The organism is Gracilimonas sp., from assembly GCF_014762685.1.
Taxonomy (GTDB): domain Bacteria; phylum Bacteroidota; class Rhodothermia; order Balneolales; family Balneolaceae; genus Gracilimonas.
The window spans coordinates 107,436-132,471 of sequence record NZ_JABURM010000008.1 but is presented as its reverse complement, the minus strand read 5'-3'; the positions used below and the strand labels follow the sequence as shown (position 1 = coordinate 132,471).

Genomic DNA, 25,036 nt, shown 5'->3' with positions numbered 1-25,036 from the left:
CAGCTGTTCTCCATAGCCGAGGAAGCAAGTATTACCACCGTGACCCGAAATCGACAATTTATTGGAGTCCTAATTACCGAAAATTTTCCCACATATGGATTGGTATCTTTAACCCATAAAAGAATCAAGGAAAATCCCGTCCACTCGATTAGCCAGCTTACCAAAGGGTTCATACGTTGATGCAAAGTGGCTACGTACAGATATTACCAGATACCCAGCAGCAACATGCCAGAGCACGGGCTGTGGATGCTTCTTTGGAAGCATCCACAGTACCTCTTTCTACACGACGCCAGGCCTACCCCGGTGTGGAAGGCGTACTTTCGGCAGCCAGCAGGTTGGTTACTAAATATACCGGCGACGAGCGCATTCGCTCACTTGCTCTCAAAATTACAAGCACAATCCGGCGACACCGGCTTACCGGACAACCCGACCTGCGAAACATTGACGCTATTGCCTCCGCCATATACAAGTGGATGGTGCGCAACGTGAATTACGTGCGCGACCCATGGGATGTCGAGCGTATTCAATCGCCCTTTGTCACCATTACTCAGCGAGCCGGTGACTGCGATGATCATGCCATTTTAGGTGCTGCCTTGCTGCAAAGCTTAGGTATTCAAACGGGCTTTCGCATTGTCTCGCGAACGGGACGTCACTTTGACCATATTTACGCGGTGTACCAATCACCTACCGGCTGGAAATCTTTCGATACAACTGTGCTGAAATATCCAGGTTACGTATTTGATGAGCGGCTCATTAAAAAATCCAGGCACGTCACCAACCTGATGCCGGAAGGTTTGGGGCTTGACCCTATTACGCTACTCACCACGGCTACAACAATGGCCAGTACCGGGATGACGCTAAAAAATACCTTGTCCAGCATATTTGGAGCCAAGGATTCTGGTGAGCGCCAAATGCGCGGAGCCCTTCGAGATCACCTCATGCAGCGAGGCGTGCAATCCGAGGTCATCAGTCTTTCCCAAAAGGATAATGCCACACTTCAGCGCTACGCACAGATTATAGATGAACTTGGTGCCCCGGCGGTTCAGCAACTGAATCGCTACGGGCAACTTTCCCCGGTTTGGGTTACTCAACAACAAGCAGCAAATAAAACCAAAAAAATGGGGCTGTATGCTGGTCTTGCCATTGGAACCTTGGTTCTGATTGGTGGCGGGTATATGCTTCTAAATAAATAGACCATGAGTAAAAGTGGATTTATCATTCCCTTAGAGGATACTGTCATTGGAGAGGAAAATGCGGTGATTGCCGTGGCCATCAGTCCCGGACTGGGCAATTGGGAAGAAACCGACCCGTGCCGGTACGCCAACCAAAGCTGTAAAGGCAAAATGTTTGGCAAGCTGAAAAGCTGCCGGCGTCAACGCGAGAAAAGTCAGGCGCTATGCAAAGCGCACGAAGCTTCCCTTCAAAAGAAAGCCCAGTGGGAAGGACAGCGCGAGGAAATGATGCAGGCGCTCCAGACCAATATCACGACGACTGCACAGCATCAACAAACGGCCAATTCAACCATGAAGTCAGGCATTGCTGTGGGTGGTGTTGCCCTTACCGGAGCTATTGCTTTGGCGGTTTTAATGCTGAAACGAAAAAAGAAATCTTCTAACTAAGCAGGCCTTTTCCATGACCAAACAACCCAGCGGATATACCAGTTTTGATCTTCTCAACCAGAAAGCGGCTACCGTTGCCCAGCCCACTCAAACCAAATTTGGCTCGGCTTTGACCTCTATCAGTGACCTGCTAAAGACGGCGACCGATACCGTGGTGACCATAGACGGGGTCGTCAATAAAGGAGGCAACAAGTCCGGAGGCGGACAACCGACCGTGCTTTACCCAGGCCAAGGCGCACCTGCTTCCAGCGGCTCGGGTGAGCTAATAAAGTATGCGGGCATAGCAGGCATCGCCATTGGCGGTGGAATTATTCTACTCAAAGTTCTGAAAAAGTAAGTATGCAAGCCGGACGAATTTCAAGATTTCTCGATGGAGGGGTTCCAGGTGGCCATGCTCCTATGGTATTGCCAGAGGTAGAAGACACTTCTTACGAGCAGCCTGATATGCAGGTCATTGAAGTGGGTGAAGGCGAGCAGCCAACAGCCAAAAAACTGTGCCAGCGACTTCAGGAGCAGCCCATTTCCATCTCGCAATGGATACGGGATAACCAGAACAACTTACTAATCGCGGGCGGCCTTTATGTAGGCTACCGGTTTTTGCGGAGGTAACATGAACGCGCAATCAGGATATATCGACACCGGGCTTGGGCAGCTCAACCTGTCCAGCAATATCATAAGCTCCGAGGCGGTAGAACTTCGCATTATCGGACGAAACCCCGCCTCGGGGAACCCACCCAGCGGGGTTCCGTTTTCGCTCGACCTTGAAATTGAAACCTTCCGTAATTGGGCAAAAGTTCTTTTTCTACCGTTTATGGCCAGCTGGGGTCAATGTCCCGACGCCCTTGTGGTGGTTCGCTCGGAGCAGACCAGATCGGTGTTAGGCTTCCAGCGGTTCCGAACGTCGATGATGGACGGTTGCCGCGCACAGGGACGACTCGTTTTTGACCGCTCGTTTGTTCCAACCTCGGGCCATAAAGTAATTTTTGAAGTGTACCCGGATGATGTCGATTTAAGCAAGCTACCCGCTTCAGATCTCATCGAAAAGTCAGCACCCATTTCCCTCGACCTGGACCAGAAAACCGGCGAGCAGTCCGGGGTGTATTCTCCACCCACCGAGTCGTGGTACAAGATGCCCGAACTTGGACCGGGTAACACCCTTGGGGAGGTGAATACGCTACTCAAACGGGTGATCATTATATCGGTTGCTGGTGCGGGGCTTTATTTCTTAGCCCCCATGCTCCCTGGACTTCGGGCGGGTGTAAAAGCCTTAGCTCCTAAAGTACCTGCCGAATGAAATCAACTTTTATACCACATACCGGTACTGCATTACAGGGCATGGACGATTACCTGCAACGCACTTCGCAAAACGCCTTTAAGCTGTTTGCGGGGAAACTTCAGAGCGCCACAAGTGGTCGTCGCGGCCAGCTTGCCACGATGGGACTCAACCTGGCCAACCTGACCACCAGTAAAGCAGGTATCACCAGGGTATATGAACAGAACGCCGGAGTCATTGACGCCTACTTCGAGTATGTGGATCTGGTGGCTCTGGCAAAAAAATTAACTACCGATGATCCTTTATCATCCTCAGCTAAATCACCACTGATAAAGTATAGCTCTACGCTTCTGATCGGTATCACAATAGGTGTGCTTGCACATCGAATGTATAACTCAAAATCGAAGAAATGACTCTCAGTAAAGGCGCCTCAGGACAACAGGTAATCAGGCTCCAAGCAGGATTGCAAAAAGCAGGATTTGATCTACCTCAATATGGTATTGACGGAAAATTTGGAAGTGAAACACAATCTGCCGTTATGAAAGCTCAACGTAGGTATTCTCTTCCGGTAACCGGAGAGGCCGGGCCAACACTACTTTCAAAACTGGGGGTATCCAATGCTCAAATAAACATGAAAACAGATAAAAAAGCCATGCTGACCAAAGCTGTTCTGGCTGGCATTGCCATCGGTGCTTTAATTGTGATCGCTAAAAAAATGAGGAACCGTTGATATGGACATCCAGAATACTCTGAGCGCCAAAGAACTGGCAAAAATAAACATCAAAGGCATCAAGATTGCCGAACCTTATGGTACACTTCTTGGGGAACCGGAGAAAAATGCCGTCATCTTTATCTGGGGTGAGAAAGGGGCCGGAAAGTCCACCTTCAGTTTAGGCCTTGCAAACGCTCTTGCACAGCACGGTAGAGTCGAATATATACCAGCCGAAGAACATTTCGGTAAAACACTCATTGACCGAGTCAAGCGATTAAAAGCGACCCACAACAACCTGAACTTTACTAAGTGGAAATCACTCACATCGCTAAAAGAAACCCTGCTGAAAAACAGATCTGCCTTTTGCGTATTGGATTCCATTTCTGTCATTGACGCCAAAGACGCCTCCACGGTAGAACTGGCACAGTGGTGCCGCGAACAAGGCATTGGTTTCATCATGGTGGCCCATGCGACCAAAGATGGCAAGTATAAGGGCAACACCAGTATCGCACACGAATGCGACATTGAAATTAAAGTAACCAAAGAGGGACTGGCTGAGACCGAAAAAAACCGCTATCAGTTATTAAATGCCATCGATGTTCCATTTGGCACATTAGCCACTGCCGAAACTCTAAAAATTATTCCCCCGCTTACGCAAAGCCAGCATGAAGGCGTGGAAGACCAGCTTTCTAATAATGAGACCTCAACTGATGAGGAACTCATCGACTTTTTTCAGGATGAATTTGGTCTCACTAAACAGCAGGCAGCCCACTGGGTGTCAAAAAGAGGAAGCTATTTGATGAATCCCACGCACAGCGAGCCACGCGAAAATCCCGTAGAGTTGCCATTTACGATCTCACTCAAAAAAATCAATACCCTCCACAAACTGCGCTCCTGGAAACGGGTGAATTCACTGCTCGGCTCCAAAATGCCGTGCTACGCCAAACAGCATTCCGGGGAGTCCGAACGGGCAACACTGAGCATTCGCTATGTGCCCGACTACTACAACAAACGCTACATCGTGGAGTTGCTCATTGACGGAGAGCTGAAAACCCAGATTTGCACCGAGGGGGCCAAAGGCGGATTTGCGGCATCCTGGGCCCAGCTGGTGAAAAAGCACGGAAATCTGGAAGTACAGATCCTCGCCCAAGATCACGCGAAAAAAGTACTGGGCGCGCGGGAGTACCGAAGGCAGGAAAAGCTTCAGAGTAAGAATTCAGATTGTCCGCCAGCAAGAAAATCCAACACAAAGAAGAAGCCTAAGCGAAAGCCTACTCCGCTCAAGAAGAAAACAGCCAAGAAAAAACCGGCCGCAAAAAAATCCAAACCGGCACCTAAGCCCAAAGAGCAGGCCATTCCAAAGGCTGAGGTGGACCTGGAAGCCGCTCGAAAAAGCCAAGCCAAACTTGACACCTTTTTAGAAAAAGTCCTTAGCTAAGCTATGCCAGCAGTTTATACAAATATCGACCAGATTACCCACCTGTCCACCGGCGACTTTGATCACTGGCTGGGTGACTGGGACTCCGACGGCATTGTCAATATTGATGATCCCAACCCGCTTACTCCGGGCGATACCGCCCCGGTTTCTGAGGCCGAACTGGCACCGCAAATCAAGGCAGTGATCCAGGCGAAAAACAACTACATCCCGGCCCTGAAAAAAGTTATGAAAGGCCTAATCGGGATGAATTTAGCTTTGGTTGTAAAGGGGCGCATTAAAGAAGTGTATTCCACTCTGGGCAAACTCATTCGCAAACGGTTCCCCTTTACCGAAAAGCTTGCTACCAAAGCCGGAGAAAAATATACTACCGGCCTGACCGATGTGGCAGGCTGTATGGCTATTGCCGAAACACAGGCGCAGGTCGATCAGATGGTGAAGCGTATCCTCTCGGGCGAATTAGGTGAAGTCTGGGAACACGAAGACAAATATAAACATCCGGCAAATGGCTACCGCGCTCATCATTTTATCCTTGTTGTGGACGAGCAGTACCCAGTCGAAATCCAGGTAAAAACCAAACGCATGTCCATGATTTCGGCGGCCTCGCACCAGCCCTATAAAGTGGGCCAGCTTAACGGGGCACTGCTGGAAGAACTCACCCAACTCGCGTGGAAAGCCGACAAAGGCGACACCGAATCAGCGGAAAAACTCGAACCTTATTTGGTCGATTTGGAAGCGCTTGAAACCCAGCTTACCCTTCGGTCTAATCCAGGCAGCGAGCTCCAACAGCTTCAGGTAGATTTTGAGCAGACCATAGGTAAACTGGCCTTGGCATTTCAGCTGGACAAGTTTCCGGCGGAGCATAAAGAAGAAGCTTTGGAGCTTTTCAGGGCACACGGGCGAATCATTGGCGTCGATTTTGATGGGGTATTTAATAAGGCCTCTACCAAAAAATCGAAGCCCGCCGGACAGCCCAAAAAGAAATCAGGGCAATCAACTTTTAAGTTTAGTGACACCGAGCTTTCGGAATTTACTCCCATCAAACTAACGGCTTCCGAGCGTCGCAAGGCCAACGAAGCGGCCATCGGGGTGCTTCAAAAAGAAGACCGCGCGATTACCAAATCCGATATCGACCTACTCCGCTCTTACACCGGGGCGGGCGGGTTAGGCTACACCGAATCCACCGAGCAGTCCAAGCGGGGCTTGCTAAATGAGCACTACACCTCGTACCCCGTGGTCAAACTCATTTGGGATAAGCTTCAACAAATGGGTGTCACGGGTGGCAATATTTTAGAGCCGGGCGCTGGCGTGGGCAACTTTGCCGGATTCCTTCCCGACCGCGACAAGTTTCGGATGGTCATGATCGAACGCTCGGCCATCAGTTCGCGTATTGCGAGTCTGCTATACCCAATGCAGACCGTGCGCCACGAAAACTTTGCCGACACCGATCTTTCCCTATACAACCTGACTGGCGTGGTTGGGAACGTGCCCTTTGGGGACCTGAAAATTCATACCACCCGCGACCCGCTGGCTCCACTTAGCCCCCGCATTCACGACTATTTTATCCTGAAATCCCTGGACGCCCTAAAACCCGGTGGTTTCTTGGTAGTAATTACCTCAACCGGCACGATGGACAAAAAAGACCCATCCATTCGGCAGGCAATGGTACAACGCGCCCATTTTGTAGGGGCCTACCGGCTGCCTTCAACGGCGTTTAAAGACAACGCCGATACCACGGTAACTACCGATATTCTTTTCTTCCAGAAATATGGAGAGCATCAGGGCGACATTCATCCGGACGTGGACTCGAAACTCAACCGACTTTTTGCCCAAGAGGAGCTGATTGAAAGTCAGGTCTCCTATAATGGTGAAACCTATACCGCTTCTTACAACCCGTACTATAAAGAACACCCAAACCACGTGTTGGGTGAGCATATTCAGGGGCACCACGTACAGTTTTATTCCCGTATGGGAGTGAAAGGTGAACTTTCTGAATCTGTTATTAACTCCGTGCTTTCTGACGGGCTGACTTTTCCTTACTCGCTTCCGGTCGAGATGCCCTTGTACAACATTCCCGATGATGGCATTATGCTCGACCTACCAAGGTCGTACCATCCGGGAAATATCGTCTTCCACGAGAACCATTTTTACGAGAAACAGCGACGGTTTTTCAAGCGGCTTACCCTCAAAGGCGGCTCCGGACTGGAGGCGCGCACCCGATCGGCCTGTCAGCTGCTGGACAAATACGACGACTATATAACCGCACTGGCGCAGGAAACGAGCGAAAAAGACGCCCTCCGTGCTGAATTCAAGCAGCTTTTATCGGGTCACATCGAGCAGTACGGGGTTCCCGATGAAGACGAGGACATCCGCAAGGTGTTCAAGTTCGACAACCGGCTTTACAAACTCACGACGCTCGTGAAGCGAGATCCGCTTAACGGGGAACTGGTGCACGCCGATATCATTGATGCTGATTCCATGTTCAACCGCAACTACGTGCCCGCCGTCAAAGATTCGGACGACTTGGCTGAGCTGGCCATGTTTGGCCGAAGCATTGGTGAAACTTTGGACGTGGATTTCTACCAGTCGGTGTACAAAGGAGGAACAGCCAGCAAAGAGGAGCTGGAAAAAGCGCTCCAGGATCACCCTGACTTTTACTGGAATCCGGCAACCGGAAACCACGAATTTCGCTACCAGTACCTCTCGGGTAATGTGCGCGAGAAGCTGCAACTGGCTCAAGAGCACGAGCTGGAAAAGAATATCAAGGCGCTACAAGAGGTAGTACCCGAATGGATCGACGTGTACAATATCACTGTGGACCCGCAGCACGTGTTCACCTACCTGCCTGCCAAAGCCATTGAAGAGTGGATAAAAGATGAAATGAACTACGATAAGGTGGAAACCGGTCTGGTCAAAGACAAAGCGGATCTGGGCAACCGGTTCTACATGAAGCTTCGGAAATGGGGCCGTTATGTGGGCACGGGCGATGAAACCCCCGACGACAACAACCTGGGCTGGGGCGAGACGCCATTTACCAAAATCATTACCTCGTACATTCAGGACAGCACCTTTCCGCTGAAATTCTATGATGAGGACGACAACCTCATGCCGTCTATGACGCTCAAAGAAGCGCAATCCATGAAGGGAGAACGCGGTCAGATGCTCATCGAACGGGCGCGAAAAATACAGCGCCAGAACAACAACCGGATGCTTACGCACGTGCCCAAAAAGTTCAACAACTGGGTGCGCACCAAAGCTTCCTCCGAAGTCCGAGGCATGATCGAGGCCGCCTACAACCATACCTATAACGCGGTGATCAACCCGCCTTTTGACGGGCACACCCTTCGGGTTCGAGGCATGAGCGACACCTTTTACGGGGTGAAAGACTTTACTGTGTACAAGCACAATCGCGCCATTGCCGAAAAGCTGGTGTGGAACGGCAAAGGAGCCAACTGCCACGATGTTGGAGCCGGAAAAACGCTCGCTTCCATCATCACCTCCCAAGTGCTGCTCCAGCAGGGAGCCGCCCGAAAACCCATGTTTGTCGTGCCCGGCAAAGTGCAGGAAAAATGGGTGGAAGAATACCTGATGCTCTTTCCAGACGCCAAAGTCCTCAACATGAAAATGGCCTCCGGCGACAAGCACAAAGAACTTACGATGGCCCAGCTTTACAACTGGGACGCCATCTTTATCGCCGACCACGCCTTTAAATCGCTGCCATTATCCCCAGCTGAGCAGGCTCGTATTTACCAGGAGCGCATCGACTACTTCAACCAGATGCTGGAGAACTTCGAGGATCTGCTGGAAGAAGACGAGGCGATCTCGAAAGCGGCCAAGACCTCCATGATGAAACGCATGGAAAAGCAGATGGAAGAATGGGAAACCAAGCTCCGAAATGTGGCCCACGCTAAGCGCCTGGAGACCGATATTTTCTTTGACGAGCTGGGTGTGGACTGCCTGTTCTTTGACGAGGCGCATTTCTATAAGAACGCCCTTGGTTCGGCCAAAGCCGCCAAGCTGGGAATTTCAGCCAACAAACCTTCCCAGCGCGCCGAAGACGCCCTGCAAAAAACGCGGTGGCTGTTCAGCAAAGTGGGCCATAAGAACGTGTTTGTGCTTACCGCGACCCCGGTGGTGAACTCCCCGGTCGAAGTATGGCACATGCTCAACCTGTGCGCCCCGGATTTGCTGGCCAAATACGAAATTGAAAACCTCGACAACTTCATTAACCTGTTTGTCCGGGAAGAAGAAAAGATCGTCAAAAAGACCAACGGGGAATACCGCTCCGAGCGCGTCGTGGCCGGGTACTACAACCTGCCGGAAATGCGTAAGATCATTGACGAGGTGATGGACATCAAGAGCTACGATCAGCTCATCGGTTTCTACAAAGAGTTTCCCGACTACATTCAGGACGAGTCCGGAAACACAGTCAAAGGCAAAGACGGAAAGCCCAAGGTGCTCCAGCCCAAATTCAAGCGCCCCAAGGCCAGTACGCGCAATGTGATTATTGAACCCAGCGAGCTGCATAAACTGCTTTTTGATGACATTATCCTCCGAGCCAACGAGGTCATTGCCTGCATGAAAGACCGGCAGTGCGAAACCCGCGACAACTTCCTCGTAATAACCGGTGATGGCAGCAAGATTGCGACCGATCTCAGGGTATATGATAAAGATTTTGAAGGCATCGACCGATCCTACCTCAAGCTTGGGGCGATGGTCGAAAATGTGGCCGCTTCCTACGGGGCCCGTTCCAATCCAGCTCCCGAAGCCGTTCCCGAAGACCTTTACGGTGACTACTTTCACCGGACAGGCAGGGGGCAATTGGCCGTAACTCCACCACACCTCCGGGAGAACCCAACCCATATTGAAGTCATTACCAGCAAAGGTGTGGTAAAAGAAAAAAGCGGCTACTGGGTGGTATGGGATGAAAAGAAAGAAGTGTATGAGCCCCTGCATATCCTGAAGCCCAAAAAACCCGAACACACGTGGAGCGAAGGCATCTTTGGTAGCGAAAAAGAAGCTACCCAGCGAGCCGAAAAGCTCAATAAAGAGTGGGAGCAGATCAAGGCCAGCCGATCCAATCCAGCGAGCCAAGCCATTCGCAACCAGATTATTTTCTGCGACTGGATCAGCCTTCATCAGTCTCAGGGAGGTAGCTTCCACCAGCTCATCAAATCCGAGCTGGTCAAAGCTGGAATCCCGGAAGGTGAAATCGCCATCATCAACGGAGCAATCATTGGCACCGGAAAAGATGGCAAAGACTATTTTGTGAGCAGCAAGGACGACAAGGAAGCATTAAAGAAAGAAGTTCAGGATGAGTTTAACCAGGGTAAGTACCGGGTGGTCATTGGCAACCAGTCGATCGCCGAGGGCATGAACCTTCAGAAGTGGACGACCGACATGCACCACATGGATGTGCCCTATACGCCTTCTCAAATTCAGCAGCGCAATGGGCGCGGGCTTCGCCAGGGCAACCAGTATCCGGAAGTTCAAATTCACTACTACCTGATGCAGGACTCTTTTGATCAGTACCGGCTGGAGCTGGTCTCCAAAAAGCAGAGCTGGATTGACGACCTGTTCTTTGGCACCGGGCGTGAAGTGTCCACCGGAGGCGACTCCGAATCGCTGGAATATGAACAAATGGTAGCCGCCACCAACTCCGACCCAAGGGTAAAACAGTTTTTTGAGGCTTTAGCCCAAAAGAACGTGCTTGATGACCGGATTGACAATTTGGAATCTGAAGTGCAACGGCTCGAAGCCAGTCAGGCGCAGGCGACCACCGATATACAGACGAGACAGGATCGCATGAAAAGTGTGGTAGAGCGGGAATCGGCTTTGCAAAACTCGAAGCTTCCCGAAAGCGCTGATAAAGCCCTCAAAGAAAACCTTTTTGACGTGCAGTACGGGTGGAACGGTGAGCCGTACCAGCTCGATATCCAGCTTAGCGCCGACTCCAAACGCATTTCCGGCTACCGCATGAAAACCGTCTTGGACGTGCCGGAAAACAACGCCAACGGGCGGGTGTGGTTTCACCTGATCCCGGATAGCAATATCGCTGACCGCTCATTTTACAACAAACAGACGTGGGGTTCCATCAAACGCATGGCCTCTAAAGAGCTGGCTGCTGCTTTTGGGTGGACGCTGGAAGAAAAGACGGGGCAAGGAAAATCCATCTCCGGCAACCTCGGCAACATCATTGCCACTGAGGAAGATTTCTACACTGAATACGGCATCGACATTGAAGCCGAAAAAGCTAAAAAAGACGAGGCCGGAAACGAGCAAAGCTTCAAGGCCATCAAAGAGTCCGCCGGGATGTTTACCATCAAAAAGTGGCAGCCGATTATCACCCGAAAACTGGCTGGACTATTTCTGGAGCTGGAAAAAGCGTGGATCAGAACTTCCGAAAGCCGGATGGAACTGCTAAGCAGTGAGCTCAGGCAGACCGAGAAAACCCTGACCGAACTTCAAAAGGTGCTGGCATCCACCAAGAGTGAACTCGAAGCGGCCAAAACCGCTCGGGAAAACAACCAGAAGACTGTGATCGAACTCAACGATGTGGTCAACCAGCTGGTGGCGGTGAGCTACGACGATCGGAACGAGCTCTACGAAGAGATCAACCGCATCGCCCCGAAATACAAGATCCGCAAGACCATTACCGTCCGTGATGTGGGTTCGCTGAAAGGGAATGCCCCTAAAAGCGTCCCTCAGCTTCGCGAGAACAAGACGGAACATGCGCCTGGAAAAACATCCAAACGGCATGGCGTACTCAAAACTCTCTATGAAGAACCGCTGGTGTATTCCGGCATCGTCAAGGAACTGGAGTACATCGACGCCAAAGGCTACATGCGGCGCATGGAAGCAGAATCCGATGATCTGGCGATGATCATCAACGCCAAGGGCACCACTATTTATGTGTTTCCAACCAGTTTAATGAGGCTCTCAAAGGGAGCCTATAATGACCCGAAAGCCGCAGAAATGTTTGAGGAGTTTCATCATTTCCCGGCAGACAACTACGACTATGAGCTGTTTCCGCCTACGGGCGAGAAACTGATCAGTGCCGGTTACGCCGACCGCATACTGTATGTGAGCGATAAGATTATCTACGCCGATGACGAAAAAGGCAAAGACAATCACTATTTCCACTACTTCGATGCGGGCAAGCGACCGGTGTTTAAATACGGTGATGTGTACATCATCGCTAACGTCAACATAGACGGCAGGGGCATTCTTAATTGAGCCACCCGCCAGAACAACGAAGGCACCTATGAAAGAGCGCGTGTTCGCCAAGAACCCTTCCGAGCTACAAATCATCGAAAACCCAAACAAACGACGCAGTAATATGATAACAGAAAGCAAAATCACTACCGAGAAGGCGGTCTCTGAGTTCAAGCAGCAGGCTATCACCGCCGGATATATTCTTGGTGGACAAGCGGTGGCAGCCCAGATGAATGTCCTGGCCGTCCCCTTGCTGACAGGCAACGCCTCAGCAACTATTCAACAAGCCACCCGAGCAGGTATCCCTCTCACCGCTGGAGTACTTCTAACGCTCCTTTCCAAAAACAAACACGTTCGCGGTTTGGCCATGGGTATGGGCGTACAAGGCGTAATGGAAGTCATCAAATTTATTACCCCTGACTGGACACCCCAGCAAGGTCTTATGGATGGCTCCGGGTACGTGTATGACAACCTGCCTGAAATCCAGGAAAAAACACACCATGTGGATGAGGTAGAACATTCTTTAGAGGTTGATAATACCATCGAAGTCTAGAAATAACGCCTCATAGCTCTGCATTGCAAAAGGGGTACTGGTAATACCAAACCGGCTATCAGCCATTTTCTAAACCTTTTAAATCACAGTTATGAGCGATAAAATCTCCAAAAAAGCACTTGTTCCAGCTACTGCGCGCATCAAGACCTATTTTGACACACGCAAAGTACAGCAAAATCAATCAGTCCTTAATTTCTTTCCTGCTAATGCAGATCGAAAACTAACGCGGGACAACTATGTAAGTAACCCGTTTCCCGGAGCTATGAAACGCCGGATTCTGGGCCTATCCTTTGAACTCACCAAACAATTTATTGAAGACGATCCAGCCAATGGCATCGATGCACGCGCCATCGTGAACGGGCTCAAAGACGCGGCCATTCTGCTTCAGGCCGATAACGACAACAAGGAATTCCTCCGCGCTCCCATGAGTGAGTTCTCCAACTTTGCTGGAACCGGTATTCAGTTTACCTCGGCCACCAATAATACCGTTGACGCCGTAGCTGAGTATCGCCGGCTTGTTACCATGAAATCTGCCAGTGAGTACCGCCTGGCCGATCCGTTTGATCTGGCCATCAACCAGACGGTTTCCCTTGCCGTCCATTTTGATGACGCCTCAGTGTTCCCAACCACAGAGAACTGGAACCAATCCGGTCAGGGAGAGTTGTGGCTCCGGGCTTCTCTGGTAGTCGCAGAAGTTGAGTAATCCATCCCGTCCCGCCGGTTTCGGTTCGCCGGTTCCGGCGGGATTCTTTTTTCAATCAACCCTGACTACCTCAAAGCAACACCATGAAGATTATCTCCAATTTTTTACCTCCTAAAGAAAGTTCGGCCTACAATCCGGCCAAATCGGTCGAGGTGCAACCGGGAGCAACAACTCAACTTACCATGAACGGCATGGGCGGAGAACGCTACGGCATCCGAAAGATTCTCCCGTTCAGTGCCAACATGAATGCCATTTTGATCTCGGCCCGCCTGAACGAAGATTTGTACCTGTTTCGCGATGTGCAGCTCTCGGTGGTGCACAATCTATTCAAATCCATTGACGGGCTGTTTGCTCCCTTCATCATTCAGAAGAATAACCACATCGTATTTGAACTCACCAATACCGGTGCTGCAAAGCAAACGGTAAACATTCAGCTTGTGGGCTACGACCAGTTTGCCCTGTCCAAACTAAGCGCGGCCTACCAGCAGATCGGAGCTTCGGTTCCGGTGCCCCGATTCCTGTATGGACATAACACGGTTCCAGCAGGCGGTCTCAACATTGACCTGGGCGTGAAAAGCAAAAGCGTGGACGTGCAGGTTCGGCGCATGGCGATGAGCAGCAACCAGCCCGGAGTCATTACCGCCTCGATGAAAGTGTACAACACCACGGTTCGCGATGAAGTATTCCTGGAGCAGGTGAACGACGAGTTCAACGACAAGTACATCAACGTGCCCTTTGTAGTGGGATCGAACGTACCCTTTGACGTGTACGCTTCCAATTACGGTGCCCAGCCTGCCGAGGTAAGTTTCCTTTGTGAGAGCTACGTGCAGATAAGAACCGGATTCATCCCAGCGGAGTAGCTATGCTAAACGACTTGATTAAAGTACTCTGCGAGCTGGCCGCCAACGTGGAAGCGCTGGTTAACAACCTGCAAAAAACTGAAGGCAACCAGCCCAGTCAGGCCCGGATTGCGTCCTCCATTTCCCCGGTGATGAAACAGGGCGAGCAGCCTGTGCGCCTGGTCAACGAAAACCCACACCGGCTTGGAGTGATTATCCAAAACAGCAGCGAAGGCGAGCTGATGATTGCCCTGGATAGCCAGCGGATATCGGACAAGTACTACACCTTCAAACTGCGGGCAGGTGAAACCCTGCATTTTGATCTTCGCCGGTTCGGCGAGCTCTACAAAGGAGGCTTTATGGGACTGTGGGATGAAGCCACAAATCCCGGAGCCGAGTCCAAAGCCCTGGTAACCGAAATTTTCTGGACCAGCTGAGATGAGTAAGATTAGCGGACAGGAATTTGGTCTCAATGAAGCCTTCAAGATGCGGGTCGTGAGTGGAATGCTTGTGGATGGCTCCATTTTGATCTCATGGGCCACCGGAGAACCGGCATCGAGCCAGATTGACTGGGGTTGGGACGACTCGGTTCCATTTCAGACGCCAGAAGTGCACGCCGAACCGGACCAAATGGTGCGTTATCACCAGCTCTACCTGCCCCAAACCCTGGTCGATCAGCGGCATTATTTCCGTGTGCGCTCGCGAACCGAGCATGGCAAAACCGGGATCTCGGACATATACATGGTCGTGGTTCCTCCGGATCTGGACATCAAAAATAGAGGTCGAATGTCCACGGAGATAAAATTGGAACTGGTAATGGTCAAAGCCACCATTATTGACTGCACGAACTTTCCGGACACTTCCATTTCGGGGTATAGAACCGAACCCATTTCATCCGATCAGCCTGCCTTGATTGCCCATGAATACACCGAGCCTGCTTCGGTGGATAAAACCGCCACAGTGAGTCCGGTTACAAACAGCTCGCTGTCCACCAGGATCACATTCACCATTACATAAACCCATAGTTGCATAAACATACCCCCATGAAAACCATCACAACGGATTTAAACGTCGGAAAAACGGCAAGCGGTCTCGACATGTACTGCGACCTGTCCCTGGAACAGCGACACCTGAACCGCATGAAATGCGAAAGCTTTGTTGGAAACTTACTCAAATGGATGCGCATCCAAATGGGTAAAACCAATCAGGACGAGTACTGGGATGGGTATAACACCCGAAAGCTCATTACCAACATTATTAGCATCGTCGAATCGGGGGATGATCTGATCATTGAAATTGCGGACTATCACGAGTACAACACCGTGGAGCATGACCTAATTACCATTCAGGGAGTCATTGGTCTGGAGGGATTAAACGGGGTGTATTATCACGACAACACCAAAGGACAATTTCCCCTTGACCGCCATAGCCGGTACAAGTATTACATTCGTGGCATTGTGCCACACCTTACCGGGGTGTGGGATGGAAATTCAGGAGTTTCGATTGCGGCCAAATACCGAAACCAGTGGGCGTCCAATGACTATCACTTGCCTCTCAACTGGAATCCTATAATTGGCATGAGCGATCAGGCGGTAAAGGCCTCAGATTTGTGCCTTCCGGGGTATTTCAAGCGGGGGTGCACTCAAGGCGCTGTGTCCATTACCTCTCTTATTACCGACCAAGAAAGTTCCAAGTTTACGCTCTCTCGACCCTTCACGAACATGTCGGGTGGTATCCGTGACATCAAGGAAATTGGGATCATGTCAGGGGATTACCGAAGTGCCTACATGCTCATGGCACGAGACGTGCTGGGGGCTCCGATCAGTCTTGGTGACACCTCTACGTTATCGCTGGATTACGAGATTATTTCCATGATTGAAAACTTCAATCAGGACACGGACGCTAATGGAACCAATGGCGGGTGGACGGAAAATTTCATGTACATCCTACATCGTATTGCTAACCCAAGTGCAGCTCACAATTGGGAAAACGAGTATCATTTTACTGCTGGATTGGGTGGCGGGGGCACAGGAGTCAATTTTGACTATTATCGTAACCTGGACGGCTGGAAATTTGGCGTTCGTGTGGGTGAGTCGAACAAGTTTGTTTCTATGACCGATCAATCACTGACTCCGGAAAATGCGGAAGTGAACGGTGTTCCACATGGCTATGGAGACGGTGAACTGGTACATCACGGCACGCATATCGGCGAGCTTGTCGTTGATGACTTAGCTAATGAAGTGTACTTCCCGGTAGAACGCATTTTTGAAAACCGGGGCGCAACACCGATTACGGTTCGCGAGATTGGTTTGTTTGGCAACAAAAACAATTCAAACCAGATTTCCCCGCACCTGTTGGCTCGTAAAGCATTGGCTCCGGTCGATCAGTTTACAATCGAAGCGGGTGAAACGGCTAAAGTCACTTTCAACTGCAAAGCGATTGTATAGGTGAGTAGCGCGCTGTCCATATCTTCCCAGCTCAGCTACCTTCGGGTGAAAGGCATTATGGGGCACTTTTATGAGGCTTCTCGGGCAAATAATGTACCGGTTTCCCTGCTATTAGCCATCGCTTCCAGGGAAAGTCACATGGGCTTAGCCCTCGATGACAACTGGACGGGCGACAACGGCAATGGCATTGGCATCATGCAAATTGATCGGCGTTATCATTCGGAGTTTACAAACGCTCATGCTAATAATGACCATCGCGCCAACATCCACTATGGCAGCAAGTTCCTTGCAGATCTGATAGGAAAGTTTGGCGGTAAGCTTACCCCAGCCGTGGCGGCATACAACGCAGGCTACTCAAAAGTACGAAATACGATAAGTGCTGGCATTGATCCCAATTTGGTAACCACCGGGCAAAACTACGCCTCCGATGTGCTCCGCCGAAAAGAAATCGTGGAGTCGGTAATGGGCATTTCCAAAGCGTCCACGGCCAGCATGGTAATTCTGCCACTAATCATCACAGGATTTATTTCCTACCAAATCTTTAACACTCAATAACCACTATGAAATCATCTTCCGGTTACATCTACAGCGAGGAAAACGCCCCCGGTTTGGGACGCATGATGCTCGACCCAACTTTACCTACTGAATTAAATACAGCTATCCAGCCGGTCTCATCAATCAGCAGAATTCGGCCCACTATCTCCATTGCTCCAGGGCCATCTTCCAGAATCAGGAGACCGATTCTCCCAGGGCTTCCAAAGATCAAACCACCCAAAGTAAGTCCGGTGGTACGTGATTTGACCAAAAAGCCTACGGCAGCTGTCCAGCCTGCAACAACCAAAAGCGAGCCGGTGGCCACGCAGAAAAAACCGATCAATACAAAGATGATCGCGCTGGCCGGGGCTGGTATTGTTGGAGCCGGAATCCTATTCAAAATCTTACGCTAACCTAACCTGAAAACTCATGAGTAAATCAAGCTATACCTCTGATAACGGCCTTGGATGCGGCTGTGGATGCAACGGAGCCGGTATCGGTTCTTCCCCCGTCGTGGACGTTAAAAACGCCGAAGCCGAAAACACCAAAATGGATTTGGTGGATACCGCGAAGAAATACATCAACGGCGAAGTGCCGATGAAGTACAAAGCGGCAGCCATTGCCCTTGGCGCTGGCTTTTTGTGGCTAAAGTTCAAGAAATAGCCATGATACGAGCCGACTACATTGCCCTTATAGAAAGCTATGGGGGCAATTTTACCTTGTCAGACTTTGAGGTCCAGGGGAACATCTCCCGAATGGATGTGGATTTCCTGCGCTCGTTTCTGGCCTGGAGAGATTGGACGGGAATCAAAACCCTGATCACTTCTGCTTGGCGAGATAACGATGCGAAATCACATGGGAGTGGCCTGGCCATTGACTGTCTGCTCTTTACCGACTGGCTTTCCAAACAGGCAAGTCCGCTTCAGCACTGGCTGCTGGCAACCACGTGGCCCTTTCAGGGAGTAGGGTTGTATCTCGACTGGACATTCACTCACAAAGTAAATGGAAAAAAGATTCCGGGAATTGGCCTTCATGTGGACGGGTGGAGTGGGAAGCAGATCAACGAACGTCCACTGCGATGGCTCCGGATTAATGGCCATTACTACTACCAGTCAACCAAAACCGGACAGTTTTACTGCCGGGAGAACAAACAAACCATAACGCTTTCAGAAGCTATTCAGGACTACGAGCAACGCTATGAGCAAATTACCAAAGCCCGAGCATTACCTCAGTAAGTATAAAGAGCTGATCATTACGACCATTATTTGCCTGTTTTTGACTGGTATCTACGACTCGATCAACAACCAAACAGCTGAAATCAAAAGGTGGTACGAGCTGATGATCAATATTCGGGCCGAGCAGAAGATCCAGGGTGTTGACCTGGAATCATTGAAGCAGTCCATTGAGACCTACCGAACTAAAACCGACCAGGAACTAAACAATCACGAACAACGCATTCAGTCCCTTGAAAGAGGGGGTGAATAAGCCTTATTAACCTAATTTAGCCTTATTCCTCATGAAAAAACTACTTAGAAACGTCATCAAATCCGTACCAACACTTATTACGTTTTTCAGAAAAGAAACTCCGCAGGAAGGTAAAGATATTGCCAAAAGCGGTCTAACCAGCTTGGGTATCTCCGGAATGATCACAACCGGACGAATTAATGCCGGTGAATTGGATGAAACGGTAATCATAATACTGGCTATCGTGGAAGCTATTGGCTACGTGTATGGGGTTATTGCCTTAATTGCCGGTTCTTCTCAACAAGTTGAACTTTAAGTGGAGAGTTTCATATTACCCAATATGGAAATGATGAACTTTTTTAATACGTTCAGGTAATAAGAAACTGCAAGTTTTGTTATATTAAGTGTTCCGAAAAAAATCAACAAATGCATTCTTTACACAACATAGCGTCTTATATCCTGAATAAGTATCCAGGAGAAATTACCCCGATGAAGCTCCAAAAGCTTCTCTACTATGTAAAGGTATGGACACTTGTTGCTGATCAAAAGATGATCAAATCTTCTGATGCTTTCTTCGCTTGGAAGCATGGGCCGGTAAATCCCGGTATTTACCATGAGTATAAGGAGTATAAAAATAACCCTATCGAAGATACTCCAAGCTACATTCCGCTCTCTAAAGAGGAAAAAGAAGTAGTAGATTTTATTTTGGATAGTTATGGTTTCTATAATGCTATTACATTGTCCAAAGCAACGCATGCGGAAGATCCCTGGATTAACAAGAGAGAAGTAAATGGCAGAATTACTGATCAGGAGATTCTGGATTATTATACCTACGAGTCATTTGCCAAGAATTTTCCATTAACCAAGAGTCAAGGGTACTATCCGCCCAATACCATTTCGCACTATGCCTTTATCTTTGATATGGACAAATCGGATAAAGCAGCGGAAGTAATGTTTGATTCTATTGAGGAATACAAAAGTCTCTTTTCAAAAGCTTCTGAAGACTATAAATTCCTTGTAAATCAGATCAATTAGCGTTGAGTGATAGTGCTGAATTAGAGCAACTACGGGAGCTAATCGAACTCTTTCCCGCTAAATACTCTATTGATGATGTTGAAGAAGCGAACCGTTTGGCCCGGACTCGTTTTGACGCCTTAGACAACCAGCTGATCCCTTACTTCGTTAATGTGTTGACAAAAGGTGAAGCCAGAGCTTCTATAAACATTTATCTAAAACTCTGTGAGTCTTTTCACATAGTCATTTTTAAAGAGATCATTTCTATAAGTGGAGAATTTAGAAGCACTGAGCATGATGGCTCCGGGTCGGTATATTTTGGAGGCCAAAGACGCCAAGAATTCCGATCAAGATTCAAAGGGTCAAAACCTGAAAACATTGAAGAAGATTTAAAAGGAGCCTTTCAGCACTTGTTAGACTTCAACAGTGACACACCTGTTGATGATGCACTTCGGTTCTATCAGAAGTTTGTGTTTACCCATCCATTTTATGATGGTAACGGTAGGGTTGCACGACTGTTCGTAAACCTTTACTTGCTGGCTTATGGTAAGTTTATTGATTGGAAAAACCTGCAAGATAAAGGGGACTTCCTAAGAAAGCTGAACTACTATCACGATACAGGTAAAGAAGAACATTTTGAGTGGTGGGCGAAAGTATGCTATAAATTTGTGTATGAAATATCAGATGAGGATGAAAGGTAGATCGAACTGAAATAACTTTGACTCATCAAACTTCCAAAATCTCATCAATCTCCCCCACCAACCTATCTGTCTCCATAAGGGCCACGATGATTTTTTGGTAGTGTCGAATTTCATCTATGGATAACTCTCGGTCTCGTCGGTCTTTGAGCCATTTTTCGGCGGGTTGGTAGCCTCCGATGTAGAACTCCCAGGCTTTTTTGGGCACATTGCCAAAATACTGCTCTTCATTAATCCACACTTTGCCGGTGGTTTCATCATCGTCTTCCGGAATAAAACCGGGATCGGTTTTTGTAAGCCGGTTGGAAATTACATTGCTCCCTGCAATGGGATAGGTAGTTATAAATTCTTCTACCATAGGATGCTCCAGTAAGTGAATTTGGCGGAGCTCTCCACCAAGTTCTACGAGTTGCCAAAAAAGCTCGGGATCTTCAGGGTAAGGTACTCTTGGAAAGTCGATCTTGAGAAACTCTTTGTATCTCTCCCGGTAGCTTGGGGAATGTAAAACGGCATAGATGTAATCAAGTAGATCAATAGGAGCAAAGGTGCCTTCGGTTTCTATCTTTTCCGGAGAGAACTTCAGATCCAGATTTTTGGCAATTTTATCTACGATTTTCTTTTCTAAATTAGGCCTTCGTTCTATACTTCCATCCAAAGTTTGTTGGGTGCTATTTTCTGGATAGACATATAAAGGGAATGTGTACGTGCTTTCTTTTGACTTAGCGGATAATGTGCACATATCAACCAATCTATCTGAAATAAACGCATGTTGAAAATCATATGCACTTTGTTGACGGGCAGACAATAAAGCTAAATTATCTTCAAAAAATAAATTCCTCATTAGTTCTCTTCGAGAATCACCTCGAACTATAATTTCATGGATTTTTTCATAAGGGTAGTAGGTGAACCTACTATCAAATAGTCGGTATTGCACTTCCATGATATCATCTGCTTCATCCTCAAAAAGGTCCCTTTTCTCACTAATTTTCCAGTCTTTCGTATCAGAAATATTATACTTCTCAAGTATTTGCTGAGAATCAAGATTTTTCATGTCTTTAAATAACTCAATTACTGAATCCCTATCGAAGTGAGGCTTAATCAAAAGATTGTCTTTTCTGAATTTTATGCCAGTACCAGATTCAATGAATAATTTGTCCAGGGAAATCCATTCTTCAAATTGATCTCTCAGTTTATACTTGAATTCTTTAAAAAAGTAATCTGGTGATTGGGGGGCTACCGCTTTCCAATTAATTGTTGATAAACTATTGTCAGTTAAATAATTGTATTTTTCTTTCCTCTTACCTAAGACATCATTTTTTAATAGTGATGCCATATTGTGATTCTCTTTTTTCTTTATAAAAATATTTATTGAAACACCCTGTTGGATATCAAAAACGTTTTCATCTTTCTCTCCATCATCTGTTACTTCTTGTTTTTTATAGCTACCATGTAAGTCTAAAACATATATTTTATCAAATGCATTAAGTAAATCCTCTCTCATTTTGTGGTGGGTAATACCATCTATAAAACTATTATTTGATATGTAAGCAAGTATGCCTTCACTATTCTTTTCAATCAAATACTGCCCATATCGAATAAATTTAACATAGTCATCTGACAAGGCATTTTTATTATAACCTTGTACACCTTCCTTATAAGTTTTGATTCTTTCTTCAATCCATTCTCCATTATTTCTACTGCTGACTGAATAAGGAGGGTTACCCAATACAACCATCACAGGTGTATCACGCTTAATATGGTTGGCTTCATTTGCTTCTTCACTCAGCCACCCGGCAAAAAGGGTTCCTGTGTCTGGGTGATGTTCTTCCAGAGAGTTGGTCAGATACACCCGAAAGCGTTCACTGCCGCTTGGTTCCACGCCGGTTTCCCGTAGCAGCAAATCCAGTTTCAGGTGAGCCATTGCGTAACTTGCCATTAAAATCTCAAATCCGTTCAGGCGTGGGATCAAGTGTTCTTCAACATAGGTAGCCCAGATGCCTTGCTGTCCTTCAAACTTGGAATGTATTTGCTTGATCACTTCAGCGAGGAATGTTCCAGTCCCAGCAGCCGGATCTAAAATCTGCACTTTATGGACTTCCCGTTCTTCTTCCACCATTCCGCCTTTGTGACGTTTGTCATGAGTGGGTACTTTTACTTTGACTTTAGTCTTGGTGGTATCAGCCAAGCCTTCTTTTAGCCCAAAATCGTCTTTCAAAATGTCATCAACCGCCCGAACTATAAAGTTCACCACCGGCTCCGGCGTGTACCAGACTCCACGGCTTTTTCGAAGCTTGGGATCATATTCAGCCAGGAACGTTTCATAAAAATGAATGATGGGATCTTGCTGCTGTGTAGCTTTTCCAAAGTTCTTAAGAAGGCCATCTACATCGGTAGCTCTGAAAATATCAGCTAATCCATCTACCACCCATGCGATACGATCATCCAGATCATAACCTGCAATGTATTGGAATAGCTTACGAAGAAAGGGGTTGGTTTTCGGAATAAGTGCAGCTGCTTCATGCCGATCAAAGGTATCCAAGGTCGAATCGTGTAGTCGGGCTGCAAACATGCCATAAGCAATCGTCTGGGCATAGATGTCCGCAAACTCCTTAGCCTTGATATCGTGGATCAATACATTCTGAAATGCAGCAAGTTGTTCCCGCAGGGTATTGTTAGCCGACTCGTTCACTTTGTTTTTCTGCTTTTCTTCATCGGCATTCAGGGCTTTCTCAATTACATCAGCGAGGATACGGGCTTTACCGGCCATCATTTTCGACAGCTTATTGGCACTGCGGATGGTTTGCCCGACATGCGTTCCAAAATCTTTGATGATGTTTTCGAACTCGTCGTAATTCCCAGTCAACCCAACTATGCTACCGTCTTTGATTTCAGCAATAGCAACGGAGGTCAGGAATTCTCCATCCCGATATACACGGAAATTGAGGTAATCAGTAAAGATCAGATTAGGAAGGCCGGTTTTGTAGCGTTCAAACTGCTCCTTATTCTTCTTTTTACCCTCAAGATCTGGATCGCCTATGTCTTTGGCTTCGATATATCCAACCGGGATTTTACCTTTGGTGAGGATATAATCCGGAGCGCCTACATCGGTTCGGGAGGGTTCATTGGTTATGAGTAGGTCGGGTAATAAATTACCAAGCAATGTTTGTAAATCGCCCCGGTAACTGTGCTCCCGCGAAATGCCTGATTTATAGCGCAGATTTAACTGATCAACGTATTCCTGAATGGTCATAGATAAACAATTGGGTTGGCGCTTAGGCTAACAAAATCAGGGCTTAAAGACAATGCTAAATCTTTTTTCCGTCAAGGTCTAATAATAACTGTTCCTATTCTTTATAAAGATCCGGTCTTTTGATGCTTCAGTCACTCTCAATCATTCCAGGTTTTTTTACTAACAGAGTCTCACTCATACAAGTATATCTTTATAAATTCCTCAGTTCATTTAATCATTTGCTTAAATGATGTCTTTACCCTACATTTAAGCAATCGCTTAAATAATAATTCCTATGAGCAAACAATCCTGTATTCGTGATGTAGCCGATCTGAGCCAGATCAACCGCTGCATTGATTCTATCCATGCGGTAGAATCATCCATCTTAAAACTCTCGGACATACTAAAGCTGGCCGGAAATGATGTTCGACTGAAAATTCTGTTCTTGTTGAGCACGGAGGAAGATTTATGCCCGTGTGACTTGAGCGACATTTTGGATATGACCGTACCGGCGGTATCGCAACATCTGCGAAAATTGAAAGACACCGGACTTTTAGATTCGAGACGAGAGGGAAAACTCATCTTCTATTCTCTGCAAGAACCTTATGACGAGCTTTTGAAACCACTTTTTAACCAGATTGAAAACAATGCCATTATGGAGGTATTAGCAGCATGAACAAGCAGCAAAACAATAAAACTGACACCAAATGGCTGAGTGCGGGACTCGGAGTTGCATTTATTGCGTCCCTTTGCTGCATCACACCGGTGCTGGCTATTCTGGCAGGCACAAGTAGTATCGCCTCTACGTTTTCATTCATGGACCCATTCCGGCCTTATTTAATTGGGCTGACTGTTCTTTTACTTGGGTTTGCATGGTACCAAAAACTGAAGCCCTCAAAAGAGATCGACTGTGAATGTGATCCTGAAGAAGCCCATTTCACCCAGTCTAAATCGTTTCTTGGCATCGTAACCGTTGTGGCGGCGCTGTTGCTGGCTTTTCCAAACTACTCTCATTGGTTTTTCTCTGACGCTCAGCCCACTCAAGTACAATATGTTTCTGAGGCAGATGTAGAACATGTCACCTTCAATGTGGAAGGCATGACCTGCGCTGGGTGTGAAGCCAGTGTAAAAAATGAGTTGGGTAAACTGGATGGAATTGTTGAGTCCGAGGTATCCTACGACAGCGGAACGGCTACTATTTCGTATTTAAAAAAGAAACTCACGGAAAAAGACCTCCAGGATGCCATCAATAAGACCGGATTTACAGCCCACCTTCAACAAGAGCAAGATAACGAATAATA

26 protein-coding genes are annotated in these 25,036 nt (G+C 48.0%); 24 read left to right on the top strand and 2 right to left on the bottom strand.

Features of this window, described 5'->3' with window-relative positions; all coding sequences use genetic code 11:
* The first annotated feature begins 179 nt into the window (after nucleotides 1–179).
* The 16 genes from HUJ22_RS14300 (at nucleotide 180) to HUJ22_RS14225 (ending at nucleotide 17,351) form a co-directional block, all read left to right on the top strand.
* Nucleotides 180–1,193: a transglutaminase family protein gene (locus HUJ22_RS14300; protein WP_290878373.1), complete on the top strand. Its 1,014-nt coding sequence runs from the start codon at nucleotides 180–182 to the stop codon at nucleotides 1,191–1,193.
* A 3-nt stretch (nucleotides 1,194–1,196) separates the two neighbouring features.
* Entirely contained in the window at nucleotides 1,197–1,619 is a 423-nt protein-coding gene (locus HUJ22_RS14295; protein WP_290878372.1) for a hypothetical protein, read from the top strand.
* A 13-nt stretch (nucleotides 1,620–1,632) separates the two neighbouring features.
* Nucleotides 1,633–1,956: a hypothetical protein gene (locus HUJ22_RS14290; protein ID WP_290878371.1), complete on the top strand. Its 324-nt coding sequence runs from the start codon at nucleotides 1,633–1,635 to the stop codon at nucleotides 1,954–1,956.
* A 2-nt stretch (nucleotides 1,957–1,958) separates the two neighbouring features.
* Nucleotides 1,959–2,228, top strand: a complete 270-nt coding sequence (locus tag HUJ22_RS14285) for a hypothetical protein (protein WP_290878370.1) — start codon at nucleotides 1,959–1,961, stop codon at nucleotides 2,226–2,228.
* Between the two features lies 1 nt (nucleotide 2,229).
* Nucleotides 2,230–2,913 (top strand): hypothetical protein, encoded by a 684-nt coding sequence (locus HUJ22_RS14280; RefSeq protein WP_255135354.1) that lies wholly within the window; start codon nucleotides 2,230–2,232, stop codon nucleotides 2,911–2,913.
* Nucleotides 2,910–3,305: a hypothetical protein gene (locus HUJ22_RS14275; RefSeq protein ID WP_290878369.1), complete on the top strand. Its 396-nt coding sequence runs from the start codon at nucleotides 2,910–2,912 to the stop codon at nucleotides 3,303–3,305. The genes HUJ22_RS14280 and HUJ22_RS14275 overlap by 4 nt, the downstream gene beginning before the upstream one ends.
* Nucleotides 3,302–3,622, top strand: coding sequence for a peptidoglycan-binding domain-containing protein (locus HUJ22_RS14270; RefSeq protein ID WP_255135356.1), 321 nt, complete (start codon nucleotides 3,302–3,304; stop codon nucleotides 3,620–3,622). Before HUJ22_RS14275 ends, HUJ22_RS14270 begins: the two co-directional genes overlap by 4 nt.
* Nucleotide 3,623: 1 nt before the next feature.
* Nucleotides 3,624–5,042 carry a hypothetical protein gene (locus HUJ22_RS14265; RefSeq protein WP_290878368.1) on the top strand — a complete coding sequence of 473 codons (1,419 nt, stop codon included), beginning with the start codon at nucleotides 3,624–3,626 and terminating at the stop codon, nucleotides 5,040–5,042.
* A 3-nt stretch (nucleotides 5,043–5,045) separates the two neighbouring features.
* Nucleotides 5,046–12,275, top strand: a complete 7,230-nt coding sequence (locus HUJ22_RS14260) for a helicase-related protein (RefSeq protein ID WP_290878367.1) — start codon at nucleotides 5,046–5,048, stop codon at nucleotides 12,273–12,275.
* A gap of 28 nt (nucleotides 12,276–12,303) precedes the next feature.
* A complete protein-coding gene (locus tag HUJ22_RS14255) occupies nucleotides 12,304–12,807 on the top strand; it encodes a hypothetical protein (RefSeq protein WP_255135359.1) in 504 nt (167 codons plus the stop codon).
* 91 nt (nucleotides 12,808–12,898) lie between these two features.
* Nucleotides 12,899–13,510: a hypothetical protein gene (locus tag HUJ22_RS14250; protein ID WP_290878366.1), complete on the top strand. Its 612-nt coding sequence runs from the start codon at nucleotides 12,899–12,901 to the stop codon at nucleotides 13,508–13,510.
* Between the two features lie 83 nt (nucleotides 13,511–13,593).
* Complete coding sequence (locus HUJ22_RS14245) at nucleotides 13,594–14,370, top strand: hypothetical protein (RefSeq protein ID WP_290878365.1); 777 nt, start codon at nucleotides 13,594–13,596, stop codon at nucleotides 14,368–14,370.
* A 2-nt stretch (nucleotides 14,371–14,372) separates the two neighbouring features.
* Nucleotides 14,373–14,786, top strand: a complete 414-nt coding sequence (locus tag HUJ22_RS14240; RefSeq protein WP_290878364.1) for a hypothetical protein — start codon at nucleotides 14,373–14,375, stop codon at nucleotides 14,784–14,786.
* A 172-nt stretch (nucleotides 14,787–14,958) separates the two neighbouring features.
* On the top strand, nucleotides 14,959–15,366 hold the full coding sequence (locus HUJ22_RS14235; RefSeq protein ID WP_290878363.1) for a hypothetical protein: 408 nt from the start codon (nucleotides 14,959–14,961) through the stop codon (nucleotides 15,364–15,366).
* Between the two features lie 26 nt (nucleotides 15,367–15,392).
* The gene (locus HUJ22_RS14230; RefSeq protein ID WP_290878362.1) at nucleotides 15,393–16,796 is read left to right on the top strand and encodes a hypothetical protein; all 1,404 of its coding nucleotides are present in this window, start codon (nucleotides 15,393–15,395) and stop codon (nucleotides 16,794–16,796) included.
* Nucleotides 16,797–17,351 (top strand): transglycosylase SLT domain-containing protein, encoded by a 555-nt coding sequence (locus HUJ22_RS14225; RefSeq protein ID WP_290878361.1) that lies wholly within the window; start codon nucleotides 16,797–16,799, stop codon nucleotides 17,349–17,351.
* Between the two features lie 28 nt (nucleotides 17,352–17,379).
* Here HUJ22_RS14225 and HUJ22_RS14220 read toward each other — a convergent pair whose 3' ends face one another.
* Nucleotides 17,380–17,730: a hypothetical protein gene (locus tag HUJ22_RS14220; protein ID WP_290878360.1), complete on the bottom strand. Its 351-nt coding sequence runs from the start codon at nucleotides 17,728–17,730 to the stop codon at nucleotides 17,380–17,382.
* A gap of 29 nt (nucleotides 17,731–17,759) precedes the next feature.
* Between HUJ22_RS14220 and HUJ22_RS14215 the strand changes: the two genes are divergently transcribed.
* The 6 genes from HUJ22_RS14215 to HUJ22_RS14190 all read left to right on the top strand — a co-directional run bounded on the left by HUJ22_RS14215 (nucleotide 17,760) and on the right by HUJ22_RS14190 (nucleotide 20,509).
* Entirely contained in the window at nucleotides 17,760–17,993 is a 234-nt protein-coding gene (locus tag HUJ22_RS14215) for a hypothetical protein (protein ID WP_290878359.1), read from the top strand.
* Nucleotides 17,972–18,565: a hypothetical protein gene (locus HUJ22_RS14210; RefSeq protein WP_290878358.1), complete on the top strand. Its 594-nt coding sequence runs from the start codon at nucleotides 17,972–17,974 to the stop codon at nucleotides 18,563–18,565. The genes HUJ22_RS14215 and HUJ22_RS14210 overlap by 22 nt, the downstream gene beginning before the upstream one ends.
* The gene (locus HUJ22_RS14205) at nucleotides 18,528–18,815 is read left to right on the top strand and encodes a hypothetical protein (protein WP_290878357.1); all 288 of its coding nucleotides are present in this window, start codon (nucleotides 18,528–18,530) and stop codon (nucleotides 18,813–18,815) included. Before HUJ22_RS14210 ends, HUJ22_RS14205 begins: the two co-directional genes overlap by 38 nt.
* Before the next feature lie 31 nt (nucleotides 18,816–18,846).
* Entirely contained in the window at nucleotides 18,847–19,110 is a 264-nt protein-coding gene (locus HUJ22_RS14200) for a hypothetical protein (RefSeq protein WP_290878356.1), read from the top strand.
* 110 nt (nucleotides 19,111–19,220) lie between these two features.
* Complete coding sequence (locus HUJ22_RS14195; protein WP_290878355.1) at nucleotides 19,221–19,829, top strand: type II toxin-antitoxin system antitoxin SocA domain-containing protein; 609 nt, start codon at nucleotides 19,221–19,223, stop codon at nucleotides 19,827–19,829.
* Between the two features lie 2 nt (nucleotides 19,830–19,831).
* Complete coding sequence (locus HUJ22_RS14190; RefSeq protein WP_290878354.1) at nucleotides 19,832–20,509, top strand: Fic family protein; 678 nt, start codon at nucleotides 19,832–19,834, stop codon at nucleotides 20,507–20,509.
* Between the two features lie 25 nt (nucleotides 20,510–20,534).
* Here HUJ22_RS14190 and HUJ22_RS14185 read toward each other — a convergent pair whose 3' ends face one another.
* Nucleotides 20,535–23,756, bottom strand: coding sequence for a type ISP restriction/modification enzyme (locus tag HUJ22_RS14185; RefSeq protein WP_290878353.1), 3,222 nt, complete (start codon nucleotides 23,754–23,756; stop codon nucleotides 20,535–20,537).
* A gap of 274 nt (nucleotides 23,757–24,030) precedes the next feature.
* On the opposite strand from HUJ22_RS14185, the gene HUJ22_RS14180 reads away from it, so the two are divergent.
* Both HUJ22_RS14180 and merTP read left to right on the top strand, forming a co-directional pair.
* On the top strand, nucleotides 24,031–24,411 hold the full coding sequence (locus HUJ22_RS14180) for a metalloregulator ArsR/SmtB family transcription factor (RefSeq protein WP_290878352.1): 381 nt from the start codon (nucleotides 24,031–24,033) through the stop codon (nucleotides 24,409–24,411).
* Nucleotides 24,408–25,034, top strand: coding sequence for a mercuric transport protein MerTP (gene merTP / locus HUJ22_RS14175; RefSeq protein WP_290878351.1), 627 nt, complete (start codon nucleotides 24,408–24,410; stop codon nucleotides 25,032–25,034). Before HUJ22_RS14180 ends, merTP begins: the two co-directional genes overlap by 4 nt.
* Nucleotides 25,035–25,036: the final 2 nt, after the last annotated feature.